General features: G+C 26.6%; 23 protein-coding genes. 4 read left to right on the top strand and 19 right to left on the bottom strand.

What is annotated here, in order from left to right; all coding sequences use genetic code 11:
* Window positions 1-7 precede the first annotated feature (7 nt).
* The 6 genes from asrB to QP548_RS03770 form a co-directional block, all read right to left on the bottom strand.
* Window positions 8-799, bottom strand: coding sequence for an anaerobic sulfite reductase subunit AsrB (asrB, locus tag QP548_RS03795; RefSeq protein ID WP_003478043.1), 792 nt, complete (start codon window positions 797-799; stop codon window positions 8-10).
* Window positions 792-1808 (bottom strand): anaerobic sulfite reductase subunit AsrA, encoded by a 1017-nt coding sequence (gene asrA / locus QP548_RS03790; RefSeq protein WP_003457155.1) that lies wholly within the window; start codon window positions 1806-1808, stop codon window positions 792-794. Before asrA ends, asrB begins: the two co-directional genes overlap by 8 nt.
* Window positions 1809-2046: 238 nt before the next feature.
* The gene (locus tag QP548_RS03785; protein ID WP_061428455.1) at window positions 2047-2739 is read right to left on the bottom strand and encodes a Crp/Fnr family transcriptional regulator; all 693 of its coding nucleotides are present in this window, start codon (window positions 2737-2739) and stop codon (window positions 2047-2049) included.
* Window positions 2740-2956: 217 nt separating this feature from the next.
* On the bottom strand, window positions 2957-3754 hold the full coding sequence (locus QP548_RS03780; RefSeq protein WP_061428457.1) for a formate/nitrite transporter family protein: 798 nt from the start codon (window positions 3752-3754) through the stop codon (window positions 2957-2959).
* A 208-nt stretch (window positions 3755-3962) separates the two neighbouring features.
* A complete protein-coding gene (locus QP548_RS03775) occupies window positions 3963-4583 on the bottom strand; it encodes a hypothetical protein (protein ID WP_061428459.1) in 621 nt (206 codons plus the stop codon).
* Window positions 4561-4842, bottom strand: coding sequence for a GIY-YIG nuclease family protein (locus QP548_RS03770; protein ID WP_061428465.1), 282 nt, complete (start codon window positions 4840-4842; stop codon window positions 4561-4563). Before QP548_RS03770 ends, QP548_RS03775 begins: the two co-directional genes overlap by 23 nt.
* 262 nt (window positions 4843-5104) lie before the next feature.
* On the opposite strand from QP548_RS03770, the gene QP548_RS03765 reads away from it, so the two are divergent.
* A complete protein-coding gene (locus QP548_RS03765) occupies window positions 5105-7165 on the top strand; it encodes a helix-turn-helix domain-containing protein (RefSeq protein WP_061428467.1) in 2061 nt (686 codons plus the stop codon).
* Window positions 7166-7609: 444 nt separating this feature from the next.
* On the opposite strand, the gene QP548_RS03760 is transcribed toward QP548_RS03765, so the two are convergent.
* The 10 genes from QP548_RS03760 to QP548_RS03715 all read right to left on the bottom strand — a co-directional run bounded on the left by QP548_RS03760 (window position 7610) and on the right by QP548_RS03715 (window position 17728).
* Entirely contained in the window at window positions 7610-8875 is a 1266-nt protein-coding gene (locus QP548_RS03760; protein WP_061428468.1) for a helix-turn-helix domain-containing protein, read from the bottom strand.
* Between the two features lie 16 nt (window positions 8876-8891).
* Window positions 8892-10193, bottom strand: coding sequence for a helix-turn-helix domain-containing protein (locus QP548_RS03755; protein WP_061428470.1), 1302 nt, complete (start codon window positions 10191-10193; stop codon window positions 8892-8894).
* Between the two features lie 297 nt (window positions 10194-10490).
* Complete coding sequence (locus QP548_RS03750; protein WP_003457284.1) at window positions 10491-10652, bottom strand: YtxH domain-containing protein; 162 nt, start codon at window positions 10650-10652, stop codon at window positions 10491-10493.
* 78 nt (window positions 10653-10730) lie between these two features.
* Window positions 10731-11360, bottom strand: coding sequence for a viroplasmin family protein (locus QP548_RS03745; protein ID WP_061428472.1), 630 nt, complete (start codon window positions 11358-11360; stop codon window positions 10731-10733).
* A gap of 14 nt (window positions 11361-11374) precedes the next feature.
* Window positions 11375-12346 (bottom strand): YkvA family protein, encoded by a 972-nt coding sequence (locus QP548_RS03740; protein ID WP_061428473.1) that lies wholly within the window; start codon window positions 12344-12346, stop codon window positions 11375-11377.
* 213 nt (window positions 12347-12559) lie between these two features.
* On the bottom strand, window positions 12560-13588 hold the full coding sequence (locus tag QP548_RS03735) for a rhomboid family intramembrane serine protease (protein WP_061428475.1): 1029 nt from the start codon (window positions 13586-13588) through the stop codon (window positions 12560-12562).
* A 17-nt stretch (window positions 13589-13605) separates the two neighbouring features.
* The gene (gene pepF, locus QP548_RS03730) at window positions 13606-15405 is read right to left on the bottom strand and encodes an oligoendopeptidase F (protein WP_061428477.1); all 1800 of its coding nucleotides are present in this window, start codon (window positions 15403-15405) and stop codon (window positions 13606-13608) included.
* 20 nt (window positions 15406-15425) lie between these two features.
* Entirely contained in the window at window positions 15426-15824 is a 399-nt protein-coding gene (locus QP548_RS03725; protein ID WP_061428484.1) for a DUF6762 family protein, read from the bottom strand.
* A gap of 440 nt (window positions 15825-16264) precedes the next feature.
* Entirely contained in the window at window positions 16265-16930 is a 666-nt protein-coding gene (locus QP548_RS03720) for a hypothetical protein (RefSeq protein ID WP_061428486.1), read from the bottom strand.
* A 144-nt stretch (window positions 16931-17074) separates the two neighbouring features.
* The gene (locus tag QP548_RS03715; RefSeq protein WP_061428488.1) at window positions 17075-17728 is read right to left on the bottom strand and encodes a DUF4489 domain-containing protein; all 654 of its coding nucleotides are present in this window, start codon (window positions 17726-17728) and stop codon (window positions 17075-17077) included.
* A 292-nt stretch (window positions 17729-18020) separates the two neighbouring features.
* On the opposite strand from QP548_RS03715, the gene QP548_RS03710 reads away from it, so the two are divergent.
* From QP548_RS03710 to QP548_RS03700, 3 genes are all read left to right on the top strand, one after another.
* Window positions 18021-18356, top strand: coding sequence for a hypothetical protein (locus tag QP548_RS03710; protein WP_061428490.1), 336 nt, complete (start codon window positions 18021-18023; stop codon window positions 18354-18356).
* A 72-nt stretch (window positions 18357-18428) separates the two neighbouring features.
* A complete protein-coding gene (locus QP548_RS03705; protein ID WP_075808097.1) occupies window positions 18429-19097 on the top strand; it encodes a metal ABC transporter ATP-binding protein in 669 nt (222 codons plus the stop codon).
* Window positions 19098-19115: 18 nt separating this feature from the next.
* The gene (locus QP548_RS03700; protein WP_081109951.1) at window positions 19116-19925 is read left to right on the top strand and encodes a metal ABC transporter permease; all 810 of its coding nucleotides are present in this window, start codon (window positions 19116-19118) and stop codon (window positions 19923-19925) included.
* Window positions 19926-20267: 342 nt separating this feature from the next.
* Here QP548_RS03700 and QP548_RS03695 read toward each other — a convergent pair whose 3' ends face one another.
* The 3 genes from QP548_RS03695 to QP548_RS03685 all read right to left on the bottom strand — a co-directional run bounded on the left by QP548_RS03695 (window position 20268) and on the right by QP548_RS03685 (window position 25039).
* On the bottom strand, window positions 20268-21659 hold the full coding sequence (locus tag QP548_RS03695; protein ID WP_061428492.1) for an MATE family efflux transporter: 1392 nt from the start codon (window positions 21657-21659) through the stop codon (window positions 20268-20270).
* A gap of 278 nt (window positions 21660-21937) precedes the next feature.
* Window positions 21938-24361 carry an FN3 associated domain-containing protein gene (locus tag QP548_RS03690; RefSeq protein ID WP_061428494.1) on the bottom strand — a complete coding sequence of 808 codons (2424 nt, stop codon included), beginning with the start codon at window positions 24359-24361 and terminating at the stop codon, window positions 21938-21940.
* A gap of 267 nt (window positions 24362-24628) precedes the next feature.
* Window positions 24629-25039, bottom strand: a complete 411-nt coding sequence (locus tag QP548_RS03685; RefSeq protein ID WP_003454598.1) for a Fur family transcriptional regulator — start codon at window positions 25037-25039, stop codon at window positions 24629-24631.
* Between the last annotated feature and the right edge of the window lie 4 nt (window positions 25040-25043).

Here is a 25043-nt window from a genome sequence, read left to right as displayed (position 1 = left end):
TTTCCTCCTAATCTATTAAAAGTTTACCCTTAGTGTAGTTGAATACTGGTCCATCTAAGCATATATATGTATCATCGATTTTACAGTGTCCGCATTTACCTAATCCACAACACATTTTTCTTTCTTGAGATATCCAAATATTTTCTTCTTTAATTCCTCTTTTTAAGAATTCTAAAACTGTAAACTTCATCATCATTGGAGGACCAACAACTATAACTTGAACATTATCCATATCTTTTATTTCTAATTCAGGAATATACTTAGTTACAAGTCCTGTATTTCCTTCATAACCTTCTTCAGCTGAGTCAACAGTTATGATCATATTCATATTCTTTTCCCATTCTTTCATGTCATCTTTGAAAAGAATATCCTTTGGTCCTTTAAATCCACTTATAAGAGTAAAGCTTTCTGCATCTTGTGGATTTTGTGAGAAATAATCTACTATTCCTTTAACTGGTGAAAGTCCAGTTCCTCCAGCAACAACTATAACTTCTTTTCCTTTATAGTTATTAACATCAAAGCCATTACCATAAGGTCCTCTTAAGAAAAGTTTATCTCCTTCGTATTTTTCAAATATTTCATTTGTTACTACTCCAACTCTTCTTATTGTAAGTTCCACATAGTCTTCTCCTATACCACTTACTGATATTGGAGCCTCTCCAAACTTTGGAAGAGAAACTTCAAAGAATTGTCCTGGCTTAACATCACCTTTAAATTCCATTCTAAAAGTATATTCTATGTCAGTATGTTTTTTTACGTTTAATATTTTTGATATAAAAGGAGTATATTCATTATGCATTATCTTTCACCTCTTCTACAGCATCTTTAAGTTTATTTACACATTCTGAAAAAGATATGTATTCTGGACAGATATCATCACATCTACCACATCCAACACACATATGGTATCCCCATCTCTTTTTGTAGTCATATACTTTGTGCATAACTTTAAATCTCATTCTTTGACCTTTATCTTTTCTAAAGCTATGTCCACCAGCCATATCTGTATATCCATCTACTTGACATGAAGCCCAAACTCTTCTTCTTTCACCGGCATTCTCATTATCTTTGTAGAATACATCTTGCATTGTGAAACAAGTACATGTTGGACATACAAAGTTACATCTTCCACAAGCTATACATCTTTCTGAGTATTCATTCCATACAGTTGATTTGATTATGTTTAAATCAATTCCTTCTGGAACTTCAACCTTAGTTTCATTTTCTTCTACAAACTTTGGTGAAACTTCTTCTTTATTACTTTCTACTGCTTCAAAGATTTTTGATAACTCTTCATCTTTTATATCTAATAAAACTTCATCATTATCTAATCCTATATATGCTGAATATTCATCTGTCTTATTAGTTCCCATGCTTACACAGAAACAATTATCAAAGCTATTTTCACATCCCATTACTATAAACTTAGCTTTTTCTCTTAGTTTTTTGTAATAAGGATCTTCAAAACCATTTCTTAAGTATATATCATCAATTCTTCTTAATGAATGCATATCACAGCTTCTTAAGAAAATTAATATATTCTTTTCCTCTACACTTGCTTCACTAAATTTGTCTTCAGTAAAGAAGAATAAAGTTTGAGTTATTGGAAGTAAAACTTCTTTATATGAAAAATCTGACTTCTTTGAAAACTCAATATCATTTATAGAATCTATTTCTCCATATCTTGTCATGTCAGTATCTGAAAATCTTCCTTTACCTTCCATAACTTTAGGAGCGTATATCTTATATTCTTTTTTTAAACAGTCTATTATCTTATCAAAATTGTCTTTTGTAAGCCTTAAACCCATAATAAAACACCTCTTAAATTTAACTTTATTTTGAAATTAAATAAATTCTAATAGATTATAATAATGAAAGTTTTTTTCCTTCATTTGTTTATAATATTTTAATAATTAAGAATTTAACAAAGTCTATTATAAGAATAAAGTTTTATTGAGTATGTGATTTTTGTTACACTGTAAAAATTCTTAAATTACAAAATAAAAAATAAGTAAAAGCTCACAATATTTATTTTTTAAAGTTTCTTTATATTAATGACTTAAAATATGCAGCAATTCTTTCTCTATCAGGTACTATTATCTTTTTATTTTCTTTTATTATTAAATTTTCATCTTTTAAAGTTTTAATAGCTCTAGATACACTTTCCCTTGGAGAACCAAACATATCTGCTAAGTAAGTTATACTTATATCCAAATCAATAAGTGTACCCTCTGGTACTTCTTTTCCATAATCCTTGCTTAACTTCCAAAGCTTTGCTGCTACTCTTTTTTCTAATTTTATTGGAGTTACATTTTTCATTTGTCTATATAATCTTCTTACCTTTTTGCTCATTTCATTTAAAACAATCTTGGTAAGCTCAAAATCTTGGCTCATTATATTTAGCAATTTATTTTTATCTATACTCAGTATTATTGAGTTTTCAAAAGCTTCTCCATTTATTGAGGCAGGTAAATCATCAACTATTACTTCATTTAAAAAGCTTTCCTCTCCAAGTATGTAAACTATTCTCTTTTGCCCATATTCATTCATTTTATATAGGGTTACTTTTCCTTTTAAAACAATAAAAATATCCTGAACCTTATCTTTATCTCTAAAAATATGCTCTCCCTTTTTCTTTTTTAAAACTTTAGAATTTTTCTCTATATATTTTAAGGTTTCATCATTAAGTCCCGAAAAGAAACTTATATCTTTTAATTTATCACTACTTAATGCTTTCATAATCTCTCCTACTCTATAAAAATCTTATTATTCAAACACAATATAATCTAATTTAACACAAAATTTCATTAAATAATAGAACTTATATAATTATATTTTTAACATTTAAAAGAAAAATATAAAATAGGATTTTATGAAAATATAATAAAAAAACTTACAAACATATTCTAAGAATTAATAGAATCCTCTTAATAATCTTTGTAAGTTTTATAAAAAGCTATTTTTGAATATGAACTAGTTTTTTATTTTCTACTTTTTTATTAGATATATAATAGTAGGTCACTCCTAAAAGAACACCACCTAGTATATTTCCTAATGTAACAAAAAATAGATTATACAAACTTCCTGCTACTGTTATAGTAGCTCCCTTTGTTAATATAACTCCTATTACTAATAAGCTCATATTTGCAATGCTGTGTTCAAAACCAGATGTTACAAAGGCAAAAAGACACCAGAATATCATTATTAACTTTGATGTTTCTGTTTTTAATCTAAAGGTACACCATACAGCTAAGCATACTAATATATTACAGAATATTCCTCTTATGAATAATTGCTCTGGTGGCAAGCTTATTTTTATTTCCGCAGTTTTAATCATAAAATCACTTACACTGCCTGTAGTTAATCCTGCCCATATAAAACCTAAAGCAGCTATTATAGATCCTAAAAAATTACCAGCGTAAGCTAGTCCCCATACTTTTCCGCATTCTTTAAATGTTACCTCTTTGTTTAGCATTCCTATAGTCATTACAAAATTATTTCCTGTAAAAAGTTCTGATCCTGCAAAAACTACTAAACTCAAGGCTACTCCAAAAGATGCTCCCATTATTATTTTAGTGCTTGGAGAATTAGCACTATCTAATATTCCTCCTATGGTAAATGCTAGCATTATACCAAAACTTACGTAAAGTCCAGCAAGCATAGCATATACTAAATAACGTCCCTTACTATTATTTAGCAGATCAATCTTACCTCTGCCTACACTAATAACATTACTAAATTCTTCCCTAAACATGTTAAAGCCTCCCCACTTAAAAGTCTTCCCTTAGATTCTAAAATAAAAAAGCCTTAATCACTATAATAAAAGAAGAAAAAATTTATTTTTAACCTTTTATCCATAATTAATTAATAATAAATCAATATTTTTTACTATAAAAAAATATGATGTATCAAAACTAAAACTTATAACTTAGTTCTTTTGATACATCATACTCTCCTTAACTCTATTTTCTTTTATTGTTTTCTCTCATAAAGTCTGTTAAATCTTGAAATAATCTATTCTTTTTCCCCTTTAAAAACTTATTTAAAGATGGAGCTAAAATTATAGGGAATATACTTCCTGTTATTATATCTTTCATAGTATCAAATAAGCTTATTTGAGCAGTTAATCCAAAGGTTTGATCAGTGAAAAATTCCCACATTTCCCATACTGCTGTGCAAGCAATTCCAAATATCATGGAAAAAATAGCTATAACTAAAGAATTTACATTGTCAGTTTTGTAATTATTAAGATATAAAAATAACATATAACCAAGTATAAAGGTTAATATTCCTGATACAGTATGTAAAAAAGTGTCCCAGTGTGGTATTGCATAAAAGTTATTTACCTTAGCTAAAAACATTGAAATAAATATAAAGCCTACAATTATAAAATTTAAAAATGGAGATAATTTTATTTTTGCAACTTTACATATAAGTCTAGGTAAAATTAAAGTTATAAAGGTTAACCCTGTTGAATATAATAAAATCAAATCTTTATTTATTATTCCATAGATTAAATATGCTGCAAGTAAAATATAAAAAATAATCTCAAAATAAATATCATAGGTTAGTTTCTTTTTCATAAATTTCCTCCTCAATACTTTTACTACTTATTAGTTGTAACTTCTGATTTCTTGTAAGTTTCTTTATATAATACTCTCTACTTTGAGCTTCTCTTTTATTCTCAAAAGATTCAAAATAAACAAGTTTTACTGGCCCTCTTCCTCTAGTATATTTAGCTCCGCATCCATTATTATGCGCTTTTATTCTTTTTTCTAAATCATTAGTCCATCCAGTATATAAAGATTCATCTTTACATTTTAAAATATAAACATAATTCAAAGTAATCACCACTTTTAATATTAAATCATCCTATTATTTTTATCAACTGAGACTATAACATTATTTAACAAATTTTATTTTTAAAATTTATTAGGCTATAATATTAATAAAAGCGAATTTATTTAATTTTCTACTAATTAATAGCTTATTAGTGTAAAAATCTTTTTAAGAATTAATTTTATTAAATAAATTCAACTAAATTTTATATAAATAATACTATTTAGAATTTAGTTTAATCCTATTATATAAAGGAGTTTTTTAAGTGAGAAAAGAATATGTTAATTTCCCTTCAGATATACCTGTAACCATATCTTATGTAAACATAAAAAACTACCCCTTGCATTGGCATGATGCAATAGAAATACTTTATGTTCTTAAAGGTAGTATAAAAGTAGATATAGATACTGACAGTTATGAAATACAAGAAGATGAAATTGAAATAGTAAACACAGAACAAACTCATAGAATTTATTCTAATAATGATAACAGAGTTTTAATATTTAAAATAGATCCACACTTTTTTGAAAAATACTATAGCGATATAGAAAATATGTTTTTCTATACTAACACCTCTGATGAAGGTGCTCAAAGTGATGAATCTTACGATAAACTTAGAGTATTTTTATCCATTATATTATGTGAAGAAGCTCAAAAAGTAGATGATTATGATAAATATATAGAAAAATCCCTAGTAGAGCTTTTATTCCACCTTTTAAATAATTTTCACTATCTTTTATATGATAATGATGAAATTCATGAGAATAATATGCTACTAGAAAGGTACCATAGAATTTCTAAGTATATATATAATAACTACAATAAGAATATAACCTTAAAGGATATTGCTAATACTGAGTTTCTTAGTACACACTATCTTTCCCATGAAATAAAATATGCAACTGGACTAAGCTTTACAGACCTTCTAAACTTAACTAGAGTTGAGGAATCAGTAAAACTTCTTTTAGATACTGATAAGTCCTTATCTGAAATATCCTATGAAATAGGCTTTTCTCATACTCGTTATTTTAATAAACATTTTAAGGCCTATTACAATTGCACTCCTCTTCAATTTAGAAAAAAACATAAAATAAGTGAAGAGGAATATAATAAACAAAAGGAAATAACATACTATCCCTTAACTGATAGTCTTGAGGAACTTTCTTATTACTTAGATGATTATCCAAGATTTAATTATGAAGATAAGATTCATAAGCTTACTTTTAATATGAATACTGAAGGCACTGAATTTAATAAATACTTTAAAGAAGTTCTTAATGTAGGAGATGCCTTTGACTTATTATTAGAAGATAATCAAGATATTGTTGAAGATCTTCAAGATCATATAGGGTATAACTATATAAGACTTCTACATGTATTTTCATCAGATATGGGTATATTCCCTGGTTCAAAATTCTTTAACTGGACTAGAACCTTTGATATTTTTGAATATATATCTTCATTAGATTTAATCCCTTTAATAGTCCTAGATGATTCTGGATATTCTAAGGATAATTTCTTAGATGTTATAAAATCCTTCATAGACTTTTTCAGCGAGGTAGAAAGTTTTGAATTAACAGATTTAAAATTCCAATTTACCTCCACATTTAATGAGGATCTAAAGAATTCTTTAATTGAATTATTTGAATCTAAGGATTTAAATTTAGTAAATGAACTTTATACTCCAAACAATAAAATAGATTTAATATATGACACAGCTTACATGCTTCCATTTATAATTCACAATACTGTAAGTTCAGGAAGCAAATTAAACTTTATAAAAGCCTTTGATGCCTTAGATAGACAAATTGACATTACAAATGAAGTTTTCTTTGGCTATCCAGCAATGGTAAATGATAAAGGAATTAAAAAGCCCTCTTATTATGCTTACTATTTTTTAAGCAAACTAGGAGACACCCTTCTTTATAAGGGAGATGGATATATACTAACTAAGTCAGAGGATGAATATCAGCTTCTTGTATATACCTATAATGATGAAATTGATTCCCTTATAGATTTTAAAAACTTTACTAAATTAAGAGGGGTTAAAGACTTGGTAGATAAAAAACTTTCCTTAAACTTACTTGATTTAGATAGCGATGTTAGAATAACTAAATATACCATAGGGGAGAACTTTGGCTCTTCATTTAATTACTGGCTTTCCATGGGAAAACCTAAAAGATTAAGAAAAGCAGAAAAAGATATATTATTCCAAGCTTCCTATCCTAAAATAGAATTTAAGTACGCCAAAAAAAATACTATTTTAAATATCCAAACAACTCTTCAAGGATATTGTGCAGAATTATTTATACTAAAAAAAGTTTAATATTGTATAATAACCATGAAAAAAGAGTACTTTTTTGCCTTTTTCAAATATTTTCCACGAAAACTTTCCTTACATTTGTACATTTTTTTAAACATACATGCAAATTATTTTATTAAGGAAATAGGTATATAATATAAATATAGAAGAAAAGAGAAGATATGAAAGAAGGTATTTTTTATGGCAAGGCTAAAAAAGTTTTTTAGACCGATTAATTTAAACTGTTTTAATTGCAAATTAAGTTTTTTACAACAAACAATGGACTTATTTTATAGAGATTAAATATATATGAAAAGAGCTAGAATTTAAAATTCTAGCTCTTCTTTCATTTTAAAATAAAATTAAGGAGTTCTATCAAATTAACTTTTTATACACTTTACAAACATTATGAAGAGAATATGTTTGTAAAGTGTATTACTAATTTTGATGTAACTCCTTAATTATATATTAGTATAAATTATCCACTTCTTTTATAGCAAAACTTAAATATTTTAAAGCTTCATTAGTATCATCTAAATAGTGATAAAGATCAGCCATTTCTAAATATCTTTCTCTTTTCTCTTCATATGTACCAAATTTAAGTAAAAGATCTGTTGCTAAATTCATATACATTTCCCATTGCATATCATTTCTCTCATTTTTACTTAATTCTGCTTTAAAATAATAACTTCTCTCTATAAAGAACATATTATTTTTATTTATTGCTAACTCTAGTGATAATTCACAATATTCCTTAACACTTTCTATACATCCATTGGTATTGTACACATTTATTATGAATAATAACAGTTCTATGTATCCTATCTTATCTTCCTTGTTAACTTTTTCTATAGATTCTTCAGTAAGCTTTTGAGCTTCTTCATATTTTCCACATTTCAAGAAAGCATCAATAATAAGACTATTTATTCTTTTCCAGTTGTAAGAATTGCAATCTATCTTTTCTTTATAATAAGTATAATTTCTTTGAAATTCTTCACTATTTCCTTCTAGTAATGCTAAAATAGCTAAAATCCCTTGGGCTTCCCCTAAGCACTTACTATTAAGATCAATTCCATGAATAGAGAAAATATCTTTTATTATTTCTCTACTTTTCTCTATATGACCAACTCTGTAATTACATATTGCTAAAGCTGTAGCATTTTTTATATAAAGCTTATTATTTTTTTCTATTCCATCTTTTAATAAGAAATCTAAAAGCATGTTATAATATGTTATTGCATCTGCAAAATTCTTTCTTACTGTAAAGTATAAAGCTAAATCCTCATAGTATAATCTTTTACTCTCTTTATTGCTTTCGTATATGTTTGAATACTCATTTAATAAATCTTTTGCTTTTTTAAACTCTCTAATATTAGTATAGTTTATAAATAAAATATGCATAAGTTTTGAAGAAATATCTTCATATTCTTTACTTAAAGAATATTCTAAGTACTCTTTTATCTCATCAGCTTCACTTTCAGTTAAAACTTTCTTTTCAATATACTTATCAATAGAATTATTTAGTTGTGTTATATCATCACATAAAAGATACTCTAAATCTAAATCTAATCTTTTAGAAACTAACTCTAGCACCCATTTATCAGCTTTTACTTTTCCATTCTCTATACAGCTCATTCTAGATATAGATATATCATCTTCACAAAGTTGCTTTAATGTTAAACCTTTATATATTCTAGCTCTTTTTATTTTCTCCCCAGTAGATAAAAAATCCATTACTCTCACCTATACCTTAACTTTTAATTACACCTAAATTTTTCAGGTTATTTATACCCTTGTCTAAGTATTTAGCAGCTTCATAATCTCTTTTAAGCTCTAAGTAGAATTTTCCTAGTCTTATGGAGATATCTGCTTCTTTCTTTTTCATATCATTTCTCTTAGCGATTTCAAGTGTATCTAATAAAATATTTTCTGCTTCTTTTATATTGTTTTGTAAGACTTCTATTCTAAAAGTCAGAACCTTATATTCTATTAATCTATTAACATCACTTACATTTAATTTATTTTTTATTTCATTAAGAATTTCTATGCATTTACTCATATTTTTTGTCTTAATATGATTTTCACATAAATTAAATAAAGTATCTAAAAGTTTAGAATCAGTGTTTTCTTCCCTTATTTTCATAGCTCTATTATAATGTTCAAAGGACTCTTCTATATTGTCAAATTCAAAGAATAATTTTCCTAAGGAATCTTCTATTGAACTTATTTTATCTAATTGTTCTAATTCTTTATAAACGTTAAGACTTTGCTTTGAGTATGCTATTGCACTTTCTAAATCACCAACTTTAGCATGCTCTTCTGCTAGTAATTCCAAACTCTTAGCATAAGCTTTCTTGTTGTAAACTTTTTCAAATTCGCTTTTTGCTAAAAATGCAAAATTGATTGCCTTTTGTATATTTTCAATAAAGAAGTATGTTTTTGATATTAAATAATATATTTCTCCTAGAAGTAAATCTTCAGTTAATTTATTATTTATGTATATCTTTTCAGCTTCTTTTAAGTATGAATTAGCTGAATAATATGCTTTTGAATGTAAGCTTATTTTTGCTATATTCAAGTATGTTTTTACCATATCTATATTACTGTTTATTTGTAAAAACAACATATTTGCAGATAAGAAATATTGTTGAGCTAAAACGTATTCTTCGCTTTTTAAATACATCTCAGCCTTTAATGCTAAGTTTTTAGCTTTTCTATATATTAGGTCATACTTATCAGCATAATATATTGCATATTCTATAAATTTCTCACCCTTTTTTATATCATCATTTAAAATAGCACTTTCTGCTATTTGCTCGTAATATAAACATATCTTTTCAGCTTGTGTTTTTTCCGTTTCCATTAAATATTCAACAGAAGTATTTAGTGTGATTGCAATATACTCTAAAAGATCCATTGAAGGATTTGATCTCCCTGACTCTACTAAACTGATTTGTCCTGGTGTTATTCTCTCCCCCGCTAATTCCTTAAGAGTCATATTTAATTCTTTTCTTCTTCTTTTTATTTTTTCTCCCAATGATAATATTTCCATAGCTTAAATCATCCTCTTACTGTTATTATTTTAACATCCATAACCAATTAAATTATATCATAAATTTAGGTTTTAATGTCAATTATTCAGTATTTTTGTAAAAAAATCTATATGTTTGTGCATTTTTTAACATTTTTTAATCATATACTTTAATTTTAATAACTTATATCTTTATTTTTTTAATATATATACTTATTCTTTAAAAATATTATATATTATAATTGAAAATTTCTCTACATAATAAAAAAATTTCTATAAATATACAAAAAAAGCAGCCTTAAGCTGCTTTTTTACAAATTATTCCATCCATCCCATACTTTCGCCGGCTGCATCAATCATTCTTCTTGAAGCCTTTTTAAGAGCTCTTTGAGTTTTTCTATCTAAGTTTGGAGTTACCATCATACCAACAGCTGCTCCAATAGCACCTATGGCTAAAGTAGTCATTAATTTTTTTGCCATAATAATCACCTCTTTTAATAATGATTTCATATTTAGTTTGTCTAATTAAAACATTTTTATTAGAGGTAATTCATAGCATTAAAGACTTTCTAATGCTTTTTTGGCAAGTATATCTGCCCTATCATTAAATTTATTTCCGCTATGTCCTTTTATTTTTTTAAATCTAACCTTTATGAGTTTAAATTTTTCTTGCATAAACTGGTAATAATTTTGAGTTATTCTATTATTTCTTTTCCAAGTTCCTAAAGCCCAGCTCTCAATTCCCTGATAATCATAACAAAGAACTATATCCTTATATCCATTTTCTATGGCATATTCAATTGCCTTCATGGCTCCTTCAACTTCTCCTGATACATTTCTTAAAGCTATTGCTTCTTTATCATATCCAACACCATTATCTTCATATAAAATCTCATCATTTTTTACTACTAAAAAGCCATAAGAATAATTTTCTTTAGAAACCATAAAACTACCATCTACGTAAATATAAATTAAATCATCCTTAACCTCTTCATTCCCTTTAACTTCCTCAAAGCTTCCTCCATTTTCATGAATAGAAATAAACTTTTCTGCCTCTTCCTTTGAAGTGAAACTTTTGTACTTAGCTCCCTTACAACCTATTACTTCTTTTTGGCATTCTGGCCAAGTCTCAACAATCTTAGGAATTCCTGATTTTCCTTTTGCTATAGCATAATATTTTTTAGCCATTATTTCACTCCTTTTTAATTAGTTATTACATCTATGACTTCATATATATTATCTAAATTATTAGCACCTGTAAATCCACTAAAGAATTCTACAGTCTTTCTTAAAATAACTACAAATTCATTTTCTCCTTGCCAATTTTCTAATATAATATTTATGTCCACATCATTTATTATTCTATTTAAGGCAAAGAAAATTACGCTTAAATCATCTAAAGCACCTACAAAAGGTATTTTATCTGGTAATATATCAAAGGGACAAACTACATATCCTAAAGAGGCACCTACTACAGCCTTAGTCTTCATAGGAACTCTATTATCTTTTAAAAGTCTAAATATTAAAGCTACTATATCTGGTAAGAACATAATATAATCCTTATAATCTTTAGCTTTCTCTGGAATATGCTTAACTACATATTCTCTGCTACTTGTGTACATGTCCTCAACTTTTTGCACATCAATGCTCATTATGTAATCATCTGTCTTTTCCTCTTCTTCAATATCATCTCTTACTTCTATTTCTAAAACAGGTTCTTTAATCTTTGAAAGCTCTACATCTATTTTTTCTAAGCCAATATTTAAAACCTCTCCTTGAATTTTCAATTCCTTAAAATCTAAATTTAAGAAAGGTATCTTACCTAATATTGTTTTATAACCTACAAGTATTTTATCCTCTTTAACTAAGATTCCCTGATTTTTAAAACCTTTTAAAGCTATTTTTAAACCTATTTTTCTAAAAGGCTTTAAAATTCCAACACTCATAAGTTTAGCTTTGGAAAAACCTACAACAAGATTATCCCCTTCTACTCCTAAAATATCCAAAGTTGCCTTAAATCCTAAAGCAAGTACCTTTTTGAATACTCCTTCCACTTCTATACTATTGTTTATTTTTAAGCTTTTTATTTCTAAACCTTTAATTTTCACAAAATCATTAATAAAACTCATTAAGTCATCTGAATTTAATTTTATATCTACATTTGAAATTTGCAAAATACTTCTCCCCTTATTATTTAATAATTATACATCTTTTAGTATATAGTATTTATTCTTAATTTTGAAGGTAATTTATATATTGGATTTTATATTATGAAATAAATAATATAAATTAAAAAATTCAAGTTAAATACTAAAATATAAATTAAAATACCCTTTAAACCAAGAAAAAAACTCCTCGCTTTCATAGTGCAGAGGAGTTTTTACTTTTTATTTTTTTATTATTTTATAATTATGGAAGAAAAGACCTAAAATAGCTCCTGCTATAAACCCGCCAAAATGAGCAGATATATCTATATTAGACATTGATAGACCGATAAATACATTTAACAATATAATAACTATTATGTTAGTTACTAAGCCTTTACCAATCCTATCTTTTTCATTATAAGCAAAAACTAAGGCTACCCCTAAAAGTCCAAATATAGCTCCTGAAGCTCCAACTCCCATAACTGGTGAAAAATATAAGCTAAATATACTTGCTACTACCCCCGAAACAAAATAGATAGCTAAATATTTTTTTGCTCCATAAACCTTTTCTATGAAATCCCCTAATATATATAAGGCATACATATTAAATAAAAGATGCATTATTCCACCATGCAAAAACATAGATGTTACTAATCTATAATATTCTCCGTGGAATATTATTGCATTATTATGCTTAGCACCCATCCAATATAGAATTTGTGGATTTATCTCTACTATATTTCTGAAGAATCCAGCACCTAAAGCCGTAGCTACAATAAGACAAACTAGAAAAGCTAAAATATTTAAACCAATCAATACTCCTGTAACTTTTCCACATCTTAGTCTTTTATACCAAGGAACCTTTGGTTCTTCTTTCTTTTTCAATAAAAATTCTAATATTTTTGCTAGAGGCTCAGAGCTCCTATCACTTTTTAAAATTTCTCTTTTCTGAACATCAACAATTATTCTATGACAATTCTCATCTATAGAAAAGTCTTCATCACTTTTTTCAGTACTATCATAGCTTTTATAAAGAATTATATTATGAAGAGAATATGACTTACCTAAACTTTTTAAATAATCTTCTGCAATTTTTAAATTTTCTTCCTCTTCATAAGACTTTGATATTATAACTGCATATTTTCCATCATCTTTAACTGTCTTTAAAGCTATCCATAATTCTTTACCTTGTTCACCTTTTAAGTCTTCTACATAAAAACCATAATTATTTATAAGTAAGTTGAAATAATCTTGCTCGAATTTACTCATTGCCTCTCCTTAATCTTCTAAATAATTTCTTCCAACATATCTAAAAGCTCATTAAATCTATCTAAAGTATCTTTAAGAGGCTTAGATGTTGTCATATCTACTCCAGCCATTTTTAATGTATCTATAGGATACATTGATCCTCCCGCATTTAAGAAGCCTTTGTATTTTTCAACAGCCTCTTCTCCTTTTTCAAGAATTGAATTTGCAAAGGAAGATGCAGCTGCATATCCTGTAGCATATTGATATACATAAAAATCAGAATAAAAATGAGGTATTCTAGCCCATTCTATAGATATTTCTTCATCTACTTTCATATCTTCACCAAAATATTTAATGTTTATATCTTTCCACATCTTACATAAAACTTCTGATGTAAGAGATTCTCCATTTTCAATAGCTTCATGAGTTTTTAGCTCAAATTCTGCAAACATCAATTGCCTAAACACAGTTGTTCTTATTTGCTCTAGCTCTTGATTTATTAGGTATAATTTTTTATTTTTATCAGTTTCTTTCTCTATTAAATGATGTATAAGTAAAATTTCATTTGTTGTTGAAGCAACCTCTGCACAGAAAAGACTATAATCTCCATAAATATAAGGTTGAGTCTTTCTAGTATAATAAGAATGTATTGAATGGCCCATTTCATGAGCTAAAGTTGAAGCATCATTTAACTCATAATTATAGTTTAATAATACATATGGCATAGTATCATAGGATCCCCATGAATAAGCTCCACTTCTCTTTCCTTTATTTTCATATACATCTATCCAACCTTCATTTATTCCTTCATTAAATATGTCTAAATATTCTTTTCCTAAAGGTTTTAATCCTTCTTCCACTAAACTTATGGCATCCTTATATTCTAAATGTTCTTTTTTGCTTTCTATAACTGGAACATATAAATCATACATATGAATTTCATCTAAGTTAAGAAATTTTTTCTTAATTCTAACATATCTATGAAGAGCCTCTATATTTTCATCTACAGTCTTTAAAGCATTATAATAAACTTCTACTGGAATATTATTAGGTTTTAAAGAAGCCTCTAAGGAACTATTATATTTTCTTGTTTTGCTTTCAAAAACAAAGTTTTTAATAGAACTTGATAAGCTTGTTGCCAAAGTATTTTCATACTTTTTGTATGTTCCAAATAAAAGTTTAAAGGCAGCTTCTCTTACCTTTCTATCTTTGCTCTTTATAAAAGAACTATAGTTCCCTTCAGTTAATTCTACCTTTGAACCATTTTCATCTACTATTTCTCCAAAAGTCATATCTGAATTAGTAAGCATTGAATATATGCTCTCTGCCGCTCCTAAACAATCTGATACAGAAGCTAAAACCTCTTCAACTTCCTTTGATAGTATATGTGGCTTTTCATTTAATATCATTTCAAAATATATTCTATATTGTTCTAAATCCTTATCCTCATTTATGAAATTTTCTATTGTTCCTTCTTTTAAGCTTAATATTTCTGGAACAAAGTATGCAGTATAGCTTGAAAACTCTGCTGAATATGGATCTATTTTATTTACTAAAGATTGCATTTCAGGATTAGATGTATCCTCATGACTTCTCATATGTGCATAAACATATAGTTTACCAAGTTTTCTACTTAATTTTTCATTTAATGCAAGAAATGCTTTTAACTCTTCCTTATTTCCTAACTTACCCTCAAAATCTTTTAATTTTGGAGCTTCCTCTTTTAAATTATTTAATTCCTCATTCCATTTAGCTGGAGTTTCATAAATCTTATCAATTCTCCACTTATCACTTTCTGGAATTTCATCTCTTCTTCTAAGTTTTTTAACCTCACTCATTTTAATTCTCCTTTCAAATATTATTTATAATCTTCTTCTTTACCCTTTATATCTTCAAAAACCTTTTTCATTTGTTTATCTATAATAGAGCAAACTTCATTTAAAACTGCTCTCATTTCCTCATGCTCTTCATCAAATTTAAATTTTACTATCCAAGTTGGATTATATTCTTCATCAAACTCTTCTACTATATATCCTAATGAAGTAAGGGTCTCCACATTGAACAAATCATATATTGCTGAAAATTCCCATTCTAAAACATCCTTGTCTGTGTCAAAAAAAAGACTTACATCCCCATCTATGCAATATAACTTTTTAACAAAATTAGTTCCTTCTAAAACTGAATAACTTCCTAATTCACCCTTTATGACTCCAGTTTCTTTATCTTTTTCCATTATAACTAATGAAGAAAAATCCATCTTATCTCATCCTTTCTTGTTTTATCATATATACTATTTGATTAAGATATATTATCTTTAAATTGCTTATAACCATTGTTAATAGATTTTAAATTTTAAAAAAAGTGTAAAAGCTTAATACATCGGTTATAAATTATCAATGCACTTACTTTTACACTCCTTTATTTATGAATATAGTAAAAATAATTCCTATTACTATATAAATTATACTTAATCATATTTCTATAATATAATGTAATTTAATTTTAGTTTTAAGTATATATGTTTCTTTATATGTTCTTTTACATTATATTGTTAATTATATTTTATTTTCATCTTTTTTTCAATTCAAAAATTTCTTATATTTATAAATTATTATAAATTAATCAGACTAAATATAAATTTTCTTATTAAGAAAATTATAAAATAAGTATATCATTAAATTAAAAAGAAGAACTAAATTACTTCTGTTTCTTAGCAATCAATCCTTTTTGCGGATTAAAACCTATTAAATAGTTTTCCTTCTCAAAATCAGATTCATCTAATACAAAATACTTAGAATTTTCTCTTAAAATAAAAGCATTACCTTCTGGTTCTGAAATAAATACATCTTGAACTTGTATTAAGGATAAATATAAATATATCCCAAGCTTATTTACATAAGTATTATTTATTTTAGTTATTATATCCTTTGCAATCTTAATACACTCTAATTCACAATAGATTGGCTGTGAACTTTTTTGATAATATAATTTAAGATTAATATTAGAATTAATAGGAGTCTGATTAAAATTAATATTTACCTTTTCCTTTATGGGTATGTCCATATTAAATGTTTTAAGTGAGTTAATGCTATATTTATTAGAAAAGTATTTTAAAGTTTTAGATATATTCCCCTTTATTACAAGTTCATTCTCTCCCCTAATTTTAAGTGTATCTAATAGTATTTTATTATTCTTATCTATAACATTTATATAGTTTTCTTTTAATTTTATTTTTGTATAAATAGGAATAGAAATTTTTAGCTTTGATAATATAACAGGTGCTTTTATTACAAGAGAACCTGGCTTTCCCATAGGGGCATAATACTCACAATTTATTTTATTTAGATTATCTTGATTTTCCATATTATCTCCTACAATAATTGATATTATATTTATCAATCTTAGTATATTCACTAAAAATCAATTAAATAACAAATAAAATTATGTTTAACTATAAATTAAAATTAGAGTGTTGATAAAATATCAACACTCTAATTTTAATTTATTCTAACAAAGGTTTTCTACAGCAAGTGCAGACATGTTTGCTGTTAATGATAATCCAGCAGCAGCTAAGGTAGCATTTGTTATTTTAAGTTTATAAGTTACACATTCACAGCAATTTGATGTATCACATGCTTGGAAGCTAAATGATTGACTTGAAAGTGCTTCAAGTGGTGATGAAAAAGTAAATGAATCTCCTACTGGTTGACTACATCCATTGCAGCATTTAATAATTGAGAATGTTAAAGTAGAAAGTATAGCAACTGGTGCGTTTAATGTTATAGTAACATTTAATAAAATTGAAGGATTGCATAAGTTAGTTGTATCTATATTAACACTACCAACTTCTATTGCATTAGATTCTCCAAAAATTACACCAAGGTTAAGAATTGGGAATGGTCCAGCAGATCCTCTTCCACATCTTAATATTGCTCTACCAGGTTCTGGAGCACAATTAACTTTTTTCTCTACAACATAACATTTTTCACAACAAACTTTTTTAGGTGGCTCACATTTACATTCGCAGCATTCACAACATTCACAACAAACTTTTTTAGGTGGTTCACATTTATATTCACAACAATCATTATAGCTATTAGCCATAATTTCTTTAGTTTCGCAATTATCATAACAATTATTCTTCTCTTGTATCATTTTCATAATATCCTCCGTTAATTATCTCCCAAATTATTTGGTAAATTATTTCAAATATATATATTACATACTATGTTTATTTTTTCAAAATGGTTACCTAATAAAAGGTAGTATAAAAAATAACTTATGACTTCTTAAAGTATTTATATTAGTAACAATAGAAACTAAATAATTTATAATAATATAATTGTAATTTTCTCAAAATGTGTTGAAGTAATATAATAACTATATGCTTTATATTTATGTAAAATTATGGTAATATATCATTATGTATCATTAAACCAAAGAGGTGATTTTCGTGAATAAATTTATGCTAAGAAGAATTATTTTAGGAATATCTTTAGTTTTTATACTTATATTTTTAAGTGCCTTTATTTTTAATAAGATTTATATAAATCAAAAATGTAAAGATTTATATTTTGCAACTGAATATTTAACAACAAGAGGTAATTTAGAAAATAGCCTTTTAACTATTAGAAATTTTGAGTTATCCTTTTTAGATAAGGATATTGCCATTGTAGAAATTAATGGACTTAGTTATGATAAGCCTCACCAATCTATTTCTTGCAAAGCTTATTTTGAAAAAAAGGAAAATTCAGTTTGGGATCTAAAAGAAATAGAAAAGCTAACTTAAAATGCAAATTATTTGCACTTGATTTAAAATCCATGTATAATTTATTTAGAATTATACTAGGAGTGATACGATTTGATAAAGATAAATAATCTTTCCTTTTCCTACAGTGGTAAAAAACCCTATCAATTAAATGATATAAATTTAACCTTACCTGAAAATGAATTTATATCAATAGTAGGAGAAAATGGAAGTTCTAAAACTACTCTTTTAAAACTTCTTTTAGGATACTTAAAACCAATTAAAGGAAACATCGAAATAAATTTAAATAGCGTTGGGTATGTTCCTCAAAAAGTTGATAACTTTAACTCCCAATTTTCCATTACGGTTTATGAAGTATTAAAAGTACATTTAAAAACATTAAAAATAAAAGATAAAGACGAAATAGACAGGGTTCTTTCAGCTGTTAATATGCTAGAATTTAAAGATAGATTAATAGGTTCTCTTTCTGGTGGTCAGCAACAAAGAGTTTTTATTGCAAGGGCTTTAATAGGACACCCTAATATATTAATATTAGATGAACCTTCTACAGGAATAGATGAAAAGACTCAAAAAGATATATATGAACTTATTTATAAGTTAAATAAAGAAAAGGAAATGACTATTATATGTGTTGAACACAATATAAGAAAATCTCTTAAGTATTCATCATATATTCTTGAATTAAAAGATTCTAAAGCTACTTTATTTAAAAATAATGAATACTTAAAAAAACTAGATGAAATAAATAATGAATTTATATAGAAAGGGCTCTTTTTTAAAATGTCTATTATACAAAATATGTTTCAATTTGAATTTATGCGTAATGCATTTATGGCTGGTTTTATAATATCTCTTTTATGTCCCTGTATAGGACTTTTTCTTGTGTTAAAGAGATATTCAATGATAGGGGATACACTTTCCCACTCTTCCTTTGCAGGCGTTGCAATTGGGCTAGTATTTGGATTTAATCCTCTTTTAACAGCATTTTTATTTACTACTATTTGTGCATTACTTATAGAATTATTAAGAAATTATTATAAAAAATATGCAGAATTATCTATGTCTATTATACTTACCTTTAGTTTAGGATTAGCATTAATACTAGTTAGTAGTGGTAAGTCTAGTACAACAGTTAATTCTTTTTTATTCGGAAGTATATTAACAGTTTCAAAAACTGATTTAACCATAATAGCTTTAGTTTCTCTACTTTGTTTTATAGGAATATTTTCATTATATGATAAATTAGTTTATACTACCTTTGATGAAGAAGGAGCTAAGGTTTCTGGAATAAATACAAAACTTATAAATTATATTTTTACAATCATAGTAGGAGCTACTATTTCTGTTTCAATTAGAGTTATGGGAATACTGGTTATTTCATCAATAATTGTTATACCAGCAGCTACTGCCATGCAATTTAAAAAAGGATTTACTAAATCCCTTATTATTTCAATGATAATAGGAGTTATAGATGTCTTAAGCGGTTTACTTCTAGCTTCTCTATTTGATTTAGCTCCAGGAGGAACTATAGCTCTAACATCAGTACTAGTGCTTATATTATCATTAATTTTAAACAGAAAAAAATTATAATATAAGTACAAGAATTAATAATAAAACGTACAAACAATATGGAGAGAATATCTAGATGAGCTTTAGAATTTAAATTATTATGGAGAAGATATTACGTTAAGAAGCTGAAACTGTTAACTTCTTAGGAATACAATCTCACAAAGTTCGATTGCATAAGTTCAAGAATCCAAATTAAAAATTTGGACTTTCACTTAACTTTCGAAGCTTTAGTAATATCTTTGGAGTAATAATTATAAATTCTTAGCGAAGTCTAGTAATTCTCGAAATATGTTTGTACGTTTTATTAATCTTTTATAAACCACGTTATTTTTAAAACAGAGTCATAAATATATAACTTAGAAGCTATATATTTATACATTCCTCTCCATTTTCATCCTTATATACTTTAAAAAGTTTATTTTTCTTATATAAGTATCTATATATTGCATATACCACTACCCCTTTTAAAGCACCTGTTATACTTATGGCCCACCAAATGCCCTCTAATCCTAAGAACTCAGGTTTACACATAATATAAGCCATTGGTATTCTTGCTCCTGTTAATAATATACTTATTATTGATTGTATATAAGTTCTTCCTAATCCATTAAATGCTCCTGTTGTTGTTATTTCTACACAAACAAGAATCTGACAATAGCCAAGTATCTTTAAATAAACTGTTCCTTGTTCTATAGCTTGTGCCTCTGGTATAAATATTCTAAATATCTCTTCTCCAAAGAAAATTAATACTAAGGAAGCAAATACTCCTACTATAAGAGAAATTATCATAGTTATATTAAATCCCTTTACTATTCTCTTTAGCTTTCCAGCTCCATAATTTTGTCCAACAAATGTGCTTAAGGCTGTAGATATTCCACCTGCTGTCATCCATGCAATGGCTTCAACCTGTGATCCTACCTTTTGAACAGCTATAGGAACAGGGCCAAACACTGCAACTATTTTTCCTATAAACATTGAAAAAACAGTAAATAATCCACTCTGAAGTGCTGCAGGTAATCCAATATGGAATAAAGTTTTCATACAATTTATTTTAATTCCACTTAAAATATTTATTTTTAAGTATTCAGCCTTACTTTTTATCATTATATATAAAAATGTAACTGTAACTATAACCTGAGCTAAAACTGTAGCCAAGGCAGCTCCTAATACACCCATCTCTGGGAATATTCCTATACCAAAAATTAATATTGGATCAAAAACTATGTTAAAAATTAATCCTATAGTATTAGCTATAAAAGGCGTTCTACTATCTCCTGAACCAGTAAAGACAGCTGTAAACACTGGATTTAAAAAGTTAAATATCATTCCTAAAGCAACTGCAATTAAATATGTCTTAGCCATTTTTATAACTTCAGCATCACCTAAGTCAAAAAATCCTATTAACTGACTATTAAATAAAAGTAATATTATTGAATAAATAATAGCTAGTATAATATTTATTTGAAAAGCACTTTTTATATAATCCTTTGTGCTATCTATATCATTTCTTCCTAAGCTCTGTGCTACTTTTATCTCAGCTCCCACCTTAGAAATCATTACAAAGGCCATACCAAGCCAAGGAAAGAATCCTGCTGTTCCAACAGCTGCCACTGCATTACTTCCTATTCTACCAACCCATATCATATCTGCCATGTTATAAGCCATTTGTATAAAAGAGGTAGCCATAATAGGTATGGAAAGTTTTATAAGGTTGCTTGTTATTTTTCCTTCGGTTAAATCAATTCTCTTGTCCATTTTTCCCCCTGTTTATCAAAAAAATTATTCCCACACATTATAATTCATATTTTATATAAGCTAAATATATAAAATTATTTTATATATAATAATTTAAATTTATATTTTTAACCTTAATTTCTTGTAAATTAATTTAAGTTTTAGATATGATAACATACCTAAAACCTAAATATACATCTGTATTTTAAATAATATATTACCTATATACCTTTATAAAGGAACAAAATTTTCCTTTTAAATAGCTTTAAAACCTTTAAATTTTATTGCTATTAATCTCTTTATATTACTGTAACTTGGTCAACAAACATAAAAGTAGGACCCTCTCCAGGCATTATACTCCAAGCTGGACATACCTCTTCATTCTTTGCAAATATTTTAATATACCTAGTCTTAATTTCTCTTTGTGATGTAATGTCCTTTTTTCCTACTTCTTCTCTTTTTTCATATTTATCCTTTTCTTCCCTTGTTAATAAGGTAAACTCTTCTCCATCTAATGAAGAATAAAACTCTACAAACTTTGGATAGTAAATCCAAGCCCTTGTGTCTTGTAAAAATCCAACCATTATTTCTTTTATTTCTTTTACTTCCCCTAAGTCAACTATTACTTCCATATCTTCTGTATACCCAAGCCATTTTCCATCAGTATAATGTAAACTTCCTTTTTGCCCATCTATTAAATCATAAACTCCCCTTTTATTGTACATATAGTGGTCTGTAGGCTTAGTTATCCCTTTAATATGAGCTATTGGCAAAGTTACATATATTCTACTTTCCACAGTGTTACTAGGCTTGTATCCTTCTTTAAAAACCTTAGCTTTTATAAAAGCTCTATCATTAACAACTATTGGATCTTCGTATAACAAGGATTTCTCATTTGGATCACTTCCATCTAAGGTATATCTAATTTCTCCTTTTTTATCTCTTTTTCCTAAAATAATTTCTTGAGAAAATGGTTTATTCATAAGTAAAGTATCTATATTTACAATTGGTCTAAAGGCTCTAAGTTTAACCTTACTACCTTTCTTATACCTTTTATATTCTGGTACATATCCATCTATCTCTTCTCTATTTTTTAAATATTCATCAGTAAAGAACTCATTTTCCTTAGGTTTTTCACAAATAGTATTTAAATCTAAAACTATTTCTCCCTCCTCTGGAATTATTAATATCTTAGATTCCTCATCTACTGAAAATTTTCCATTAATTAAAGAGATTTTATATTTAAAGTCATTATGTTTACATAAAATCGTATTTAAATTTAATTCCTGAAAAACAGGTAAGGTATTTATACAAAGCATACATTCTTTAGAATCTTCCACATTAAATTTAATATTTATCTTATCTTCATAGCAAAGTATTTTTATACTTTCCTCATGATTTAAATCCCATATTATTTCACATTTATCTTCATTAACTCCCCTAAAGTCTATGGTATCTCCTTTAATTTTTTCATATACACCAATTCTTTTTAATTTAACAAAGCTTATTTCTGGTCTTTCATCTATTTCATTTTTCCAGTAATGAGGTCTCATTAAAGGTAATGCATCAAATACACTTTCATTGCTATTTAAATAATTATCATAATATCTTGATTTATAATTTTCATTAAATAAATGAATATCTCTTATACTTAAAACATTATTTTCAAATAAAAAACTACTTCTATAAAACCTACTATTGTACCATAAAGTTTTCATGTTATAAGTGTTCCAATCTTTTTTAGCTCCAAAGGTAGTAGGCGGAGTTAGCCTATATTTCTTCTTATACCAAAGGGCACTTTCAGCTAAGGTTTCAACCCTAAGCCTTTTCTCCTTTTCTAAATTGAATATATGCTCTATTTGAACTTCATATCCTTTATACATGGTATTCCACAAAAATGTATTTTCCTGCCCTACTTGAGCGTAAGAAAATCCTAAGGTTTCCTCTTCATTTAAACATTCAAAAAACCAATGAACCCATTCCTTATTTTGTCCAATTATCCATGCTGGCTCTAAAGTATGGACTCCTTTTAACTCTTCTCTTAATCCCTCTTCAAAATTATAAATTGGATCTGGTCCTAAAAGCCTAAATAAAGGTAAATCTAATTGCATTTCTTCCCTTTGAGCTGGAATATATTCATTTAACTTGCTTGGATAATAAGCTTGATTAAAATACCCTCCCCAAAGAGTAAATCCATCAGTTCCAATTTGATCTCTGCAAATAGCTCCACCTATTACTCCATACTTCTCCTTTAAATAAGTTAGAGTTCTTATATCTATAACCCAAGAACCAACTGTCTTAGGATAGTATCCAAATATCTCCTTAAAATCAGCCATATAAACATCAGCCATTTTAAATCTATCCTCTGGACTATATCCTAGTGAATATCCCTTATCAACATGATCATCAATAGGAGTTTCCCCCTTCCATTTAACTCCTGCCTTCTTTGCTAATTCCTCAGTTATTTCAAACCAAGCTCCAACCTCGTCATATTCATCTATGGATTCTTTTATAAGGTTTACAAATCTTTCATCCATTAAAGCATCATGTTTAAGTGCATAGGTTGCAGGAAACCCATATTGTTTTATTAACTCAATCTCTTGAACTACTGTCTGAAAATCATCTTCAACAAATTCTCCACTTGGATAAACAGTTTTTCTTATAAAATTATATATATTTACTATAGTAATATTATTCTTCTTTTTTTTCTCAAACTTTATCATATAATCCCCTCCTTTTTAAACCCATTTTAAGTAATCTAAATACTTTAAACAATGAAAAAATTTTAGGTTTTATTAAGATTTTCTTTATATTTTCTTTTTTGTAAGTTCATACAATTTAATAAAAAAAGCTATAAAATAATGAATATTTTTATTCACTACTTCATAGCCTATAATTTATTATTTAATCTAGTATTAATTATAAATAAAATATCAAAATTATAAATATTCATATATTTATAATTTTGAAGTAAATATTCTATTTTAAAATTATTTTTTCTTATTATTTATACACTCTTCACATATACCCTTTAAAGTAAGATTATGCTCTTTTACTTTAAATCCTGTTTGATTTCTTAAAAGCTCCTCAATCTGTTGCATAGGACATGGAACTTCTATTTCTTTATGACATAAATCACATTCTAAAATATGCTTATGAATATTTCTGTTCTTTAACTTATAAGAACTTTTCCCATCTCCTAATTCAAACTTATCTACTAAATCCTTCTCTAAAAACACCTCTAGAGTTCTATAAACAGTAGATAAATTTATTTCTTTACATTTACTATATATATAATCGGCAGTAACACTTCTATCACTTTCCTTTAATAAATCATATATTAATAATCTAGCTTTGGTAACTTTCACACCATTAGCTTTAAATATTTCTTTTACTTCCATAACA

Source organism: Clostridium sp. UMB9555A, assembly GCF_030222355.1.
GTDB lineage: Bacteria > Bacillota > Clostridia > Clostridiales > Clostridiaceae > Sarcina > Sarcina perfringens.
This window is presented reverse-complemented; position numbering and strand designations above follow the sequence as displayed.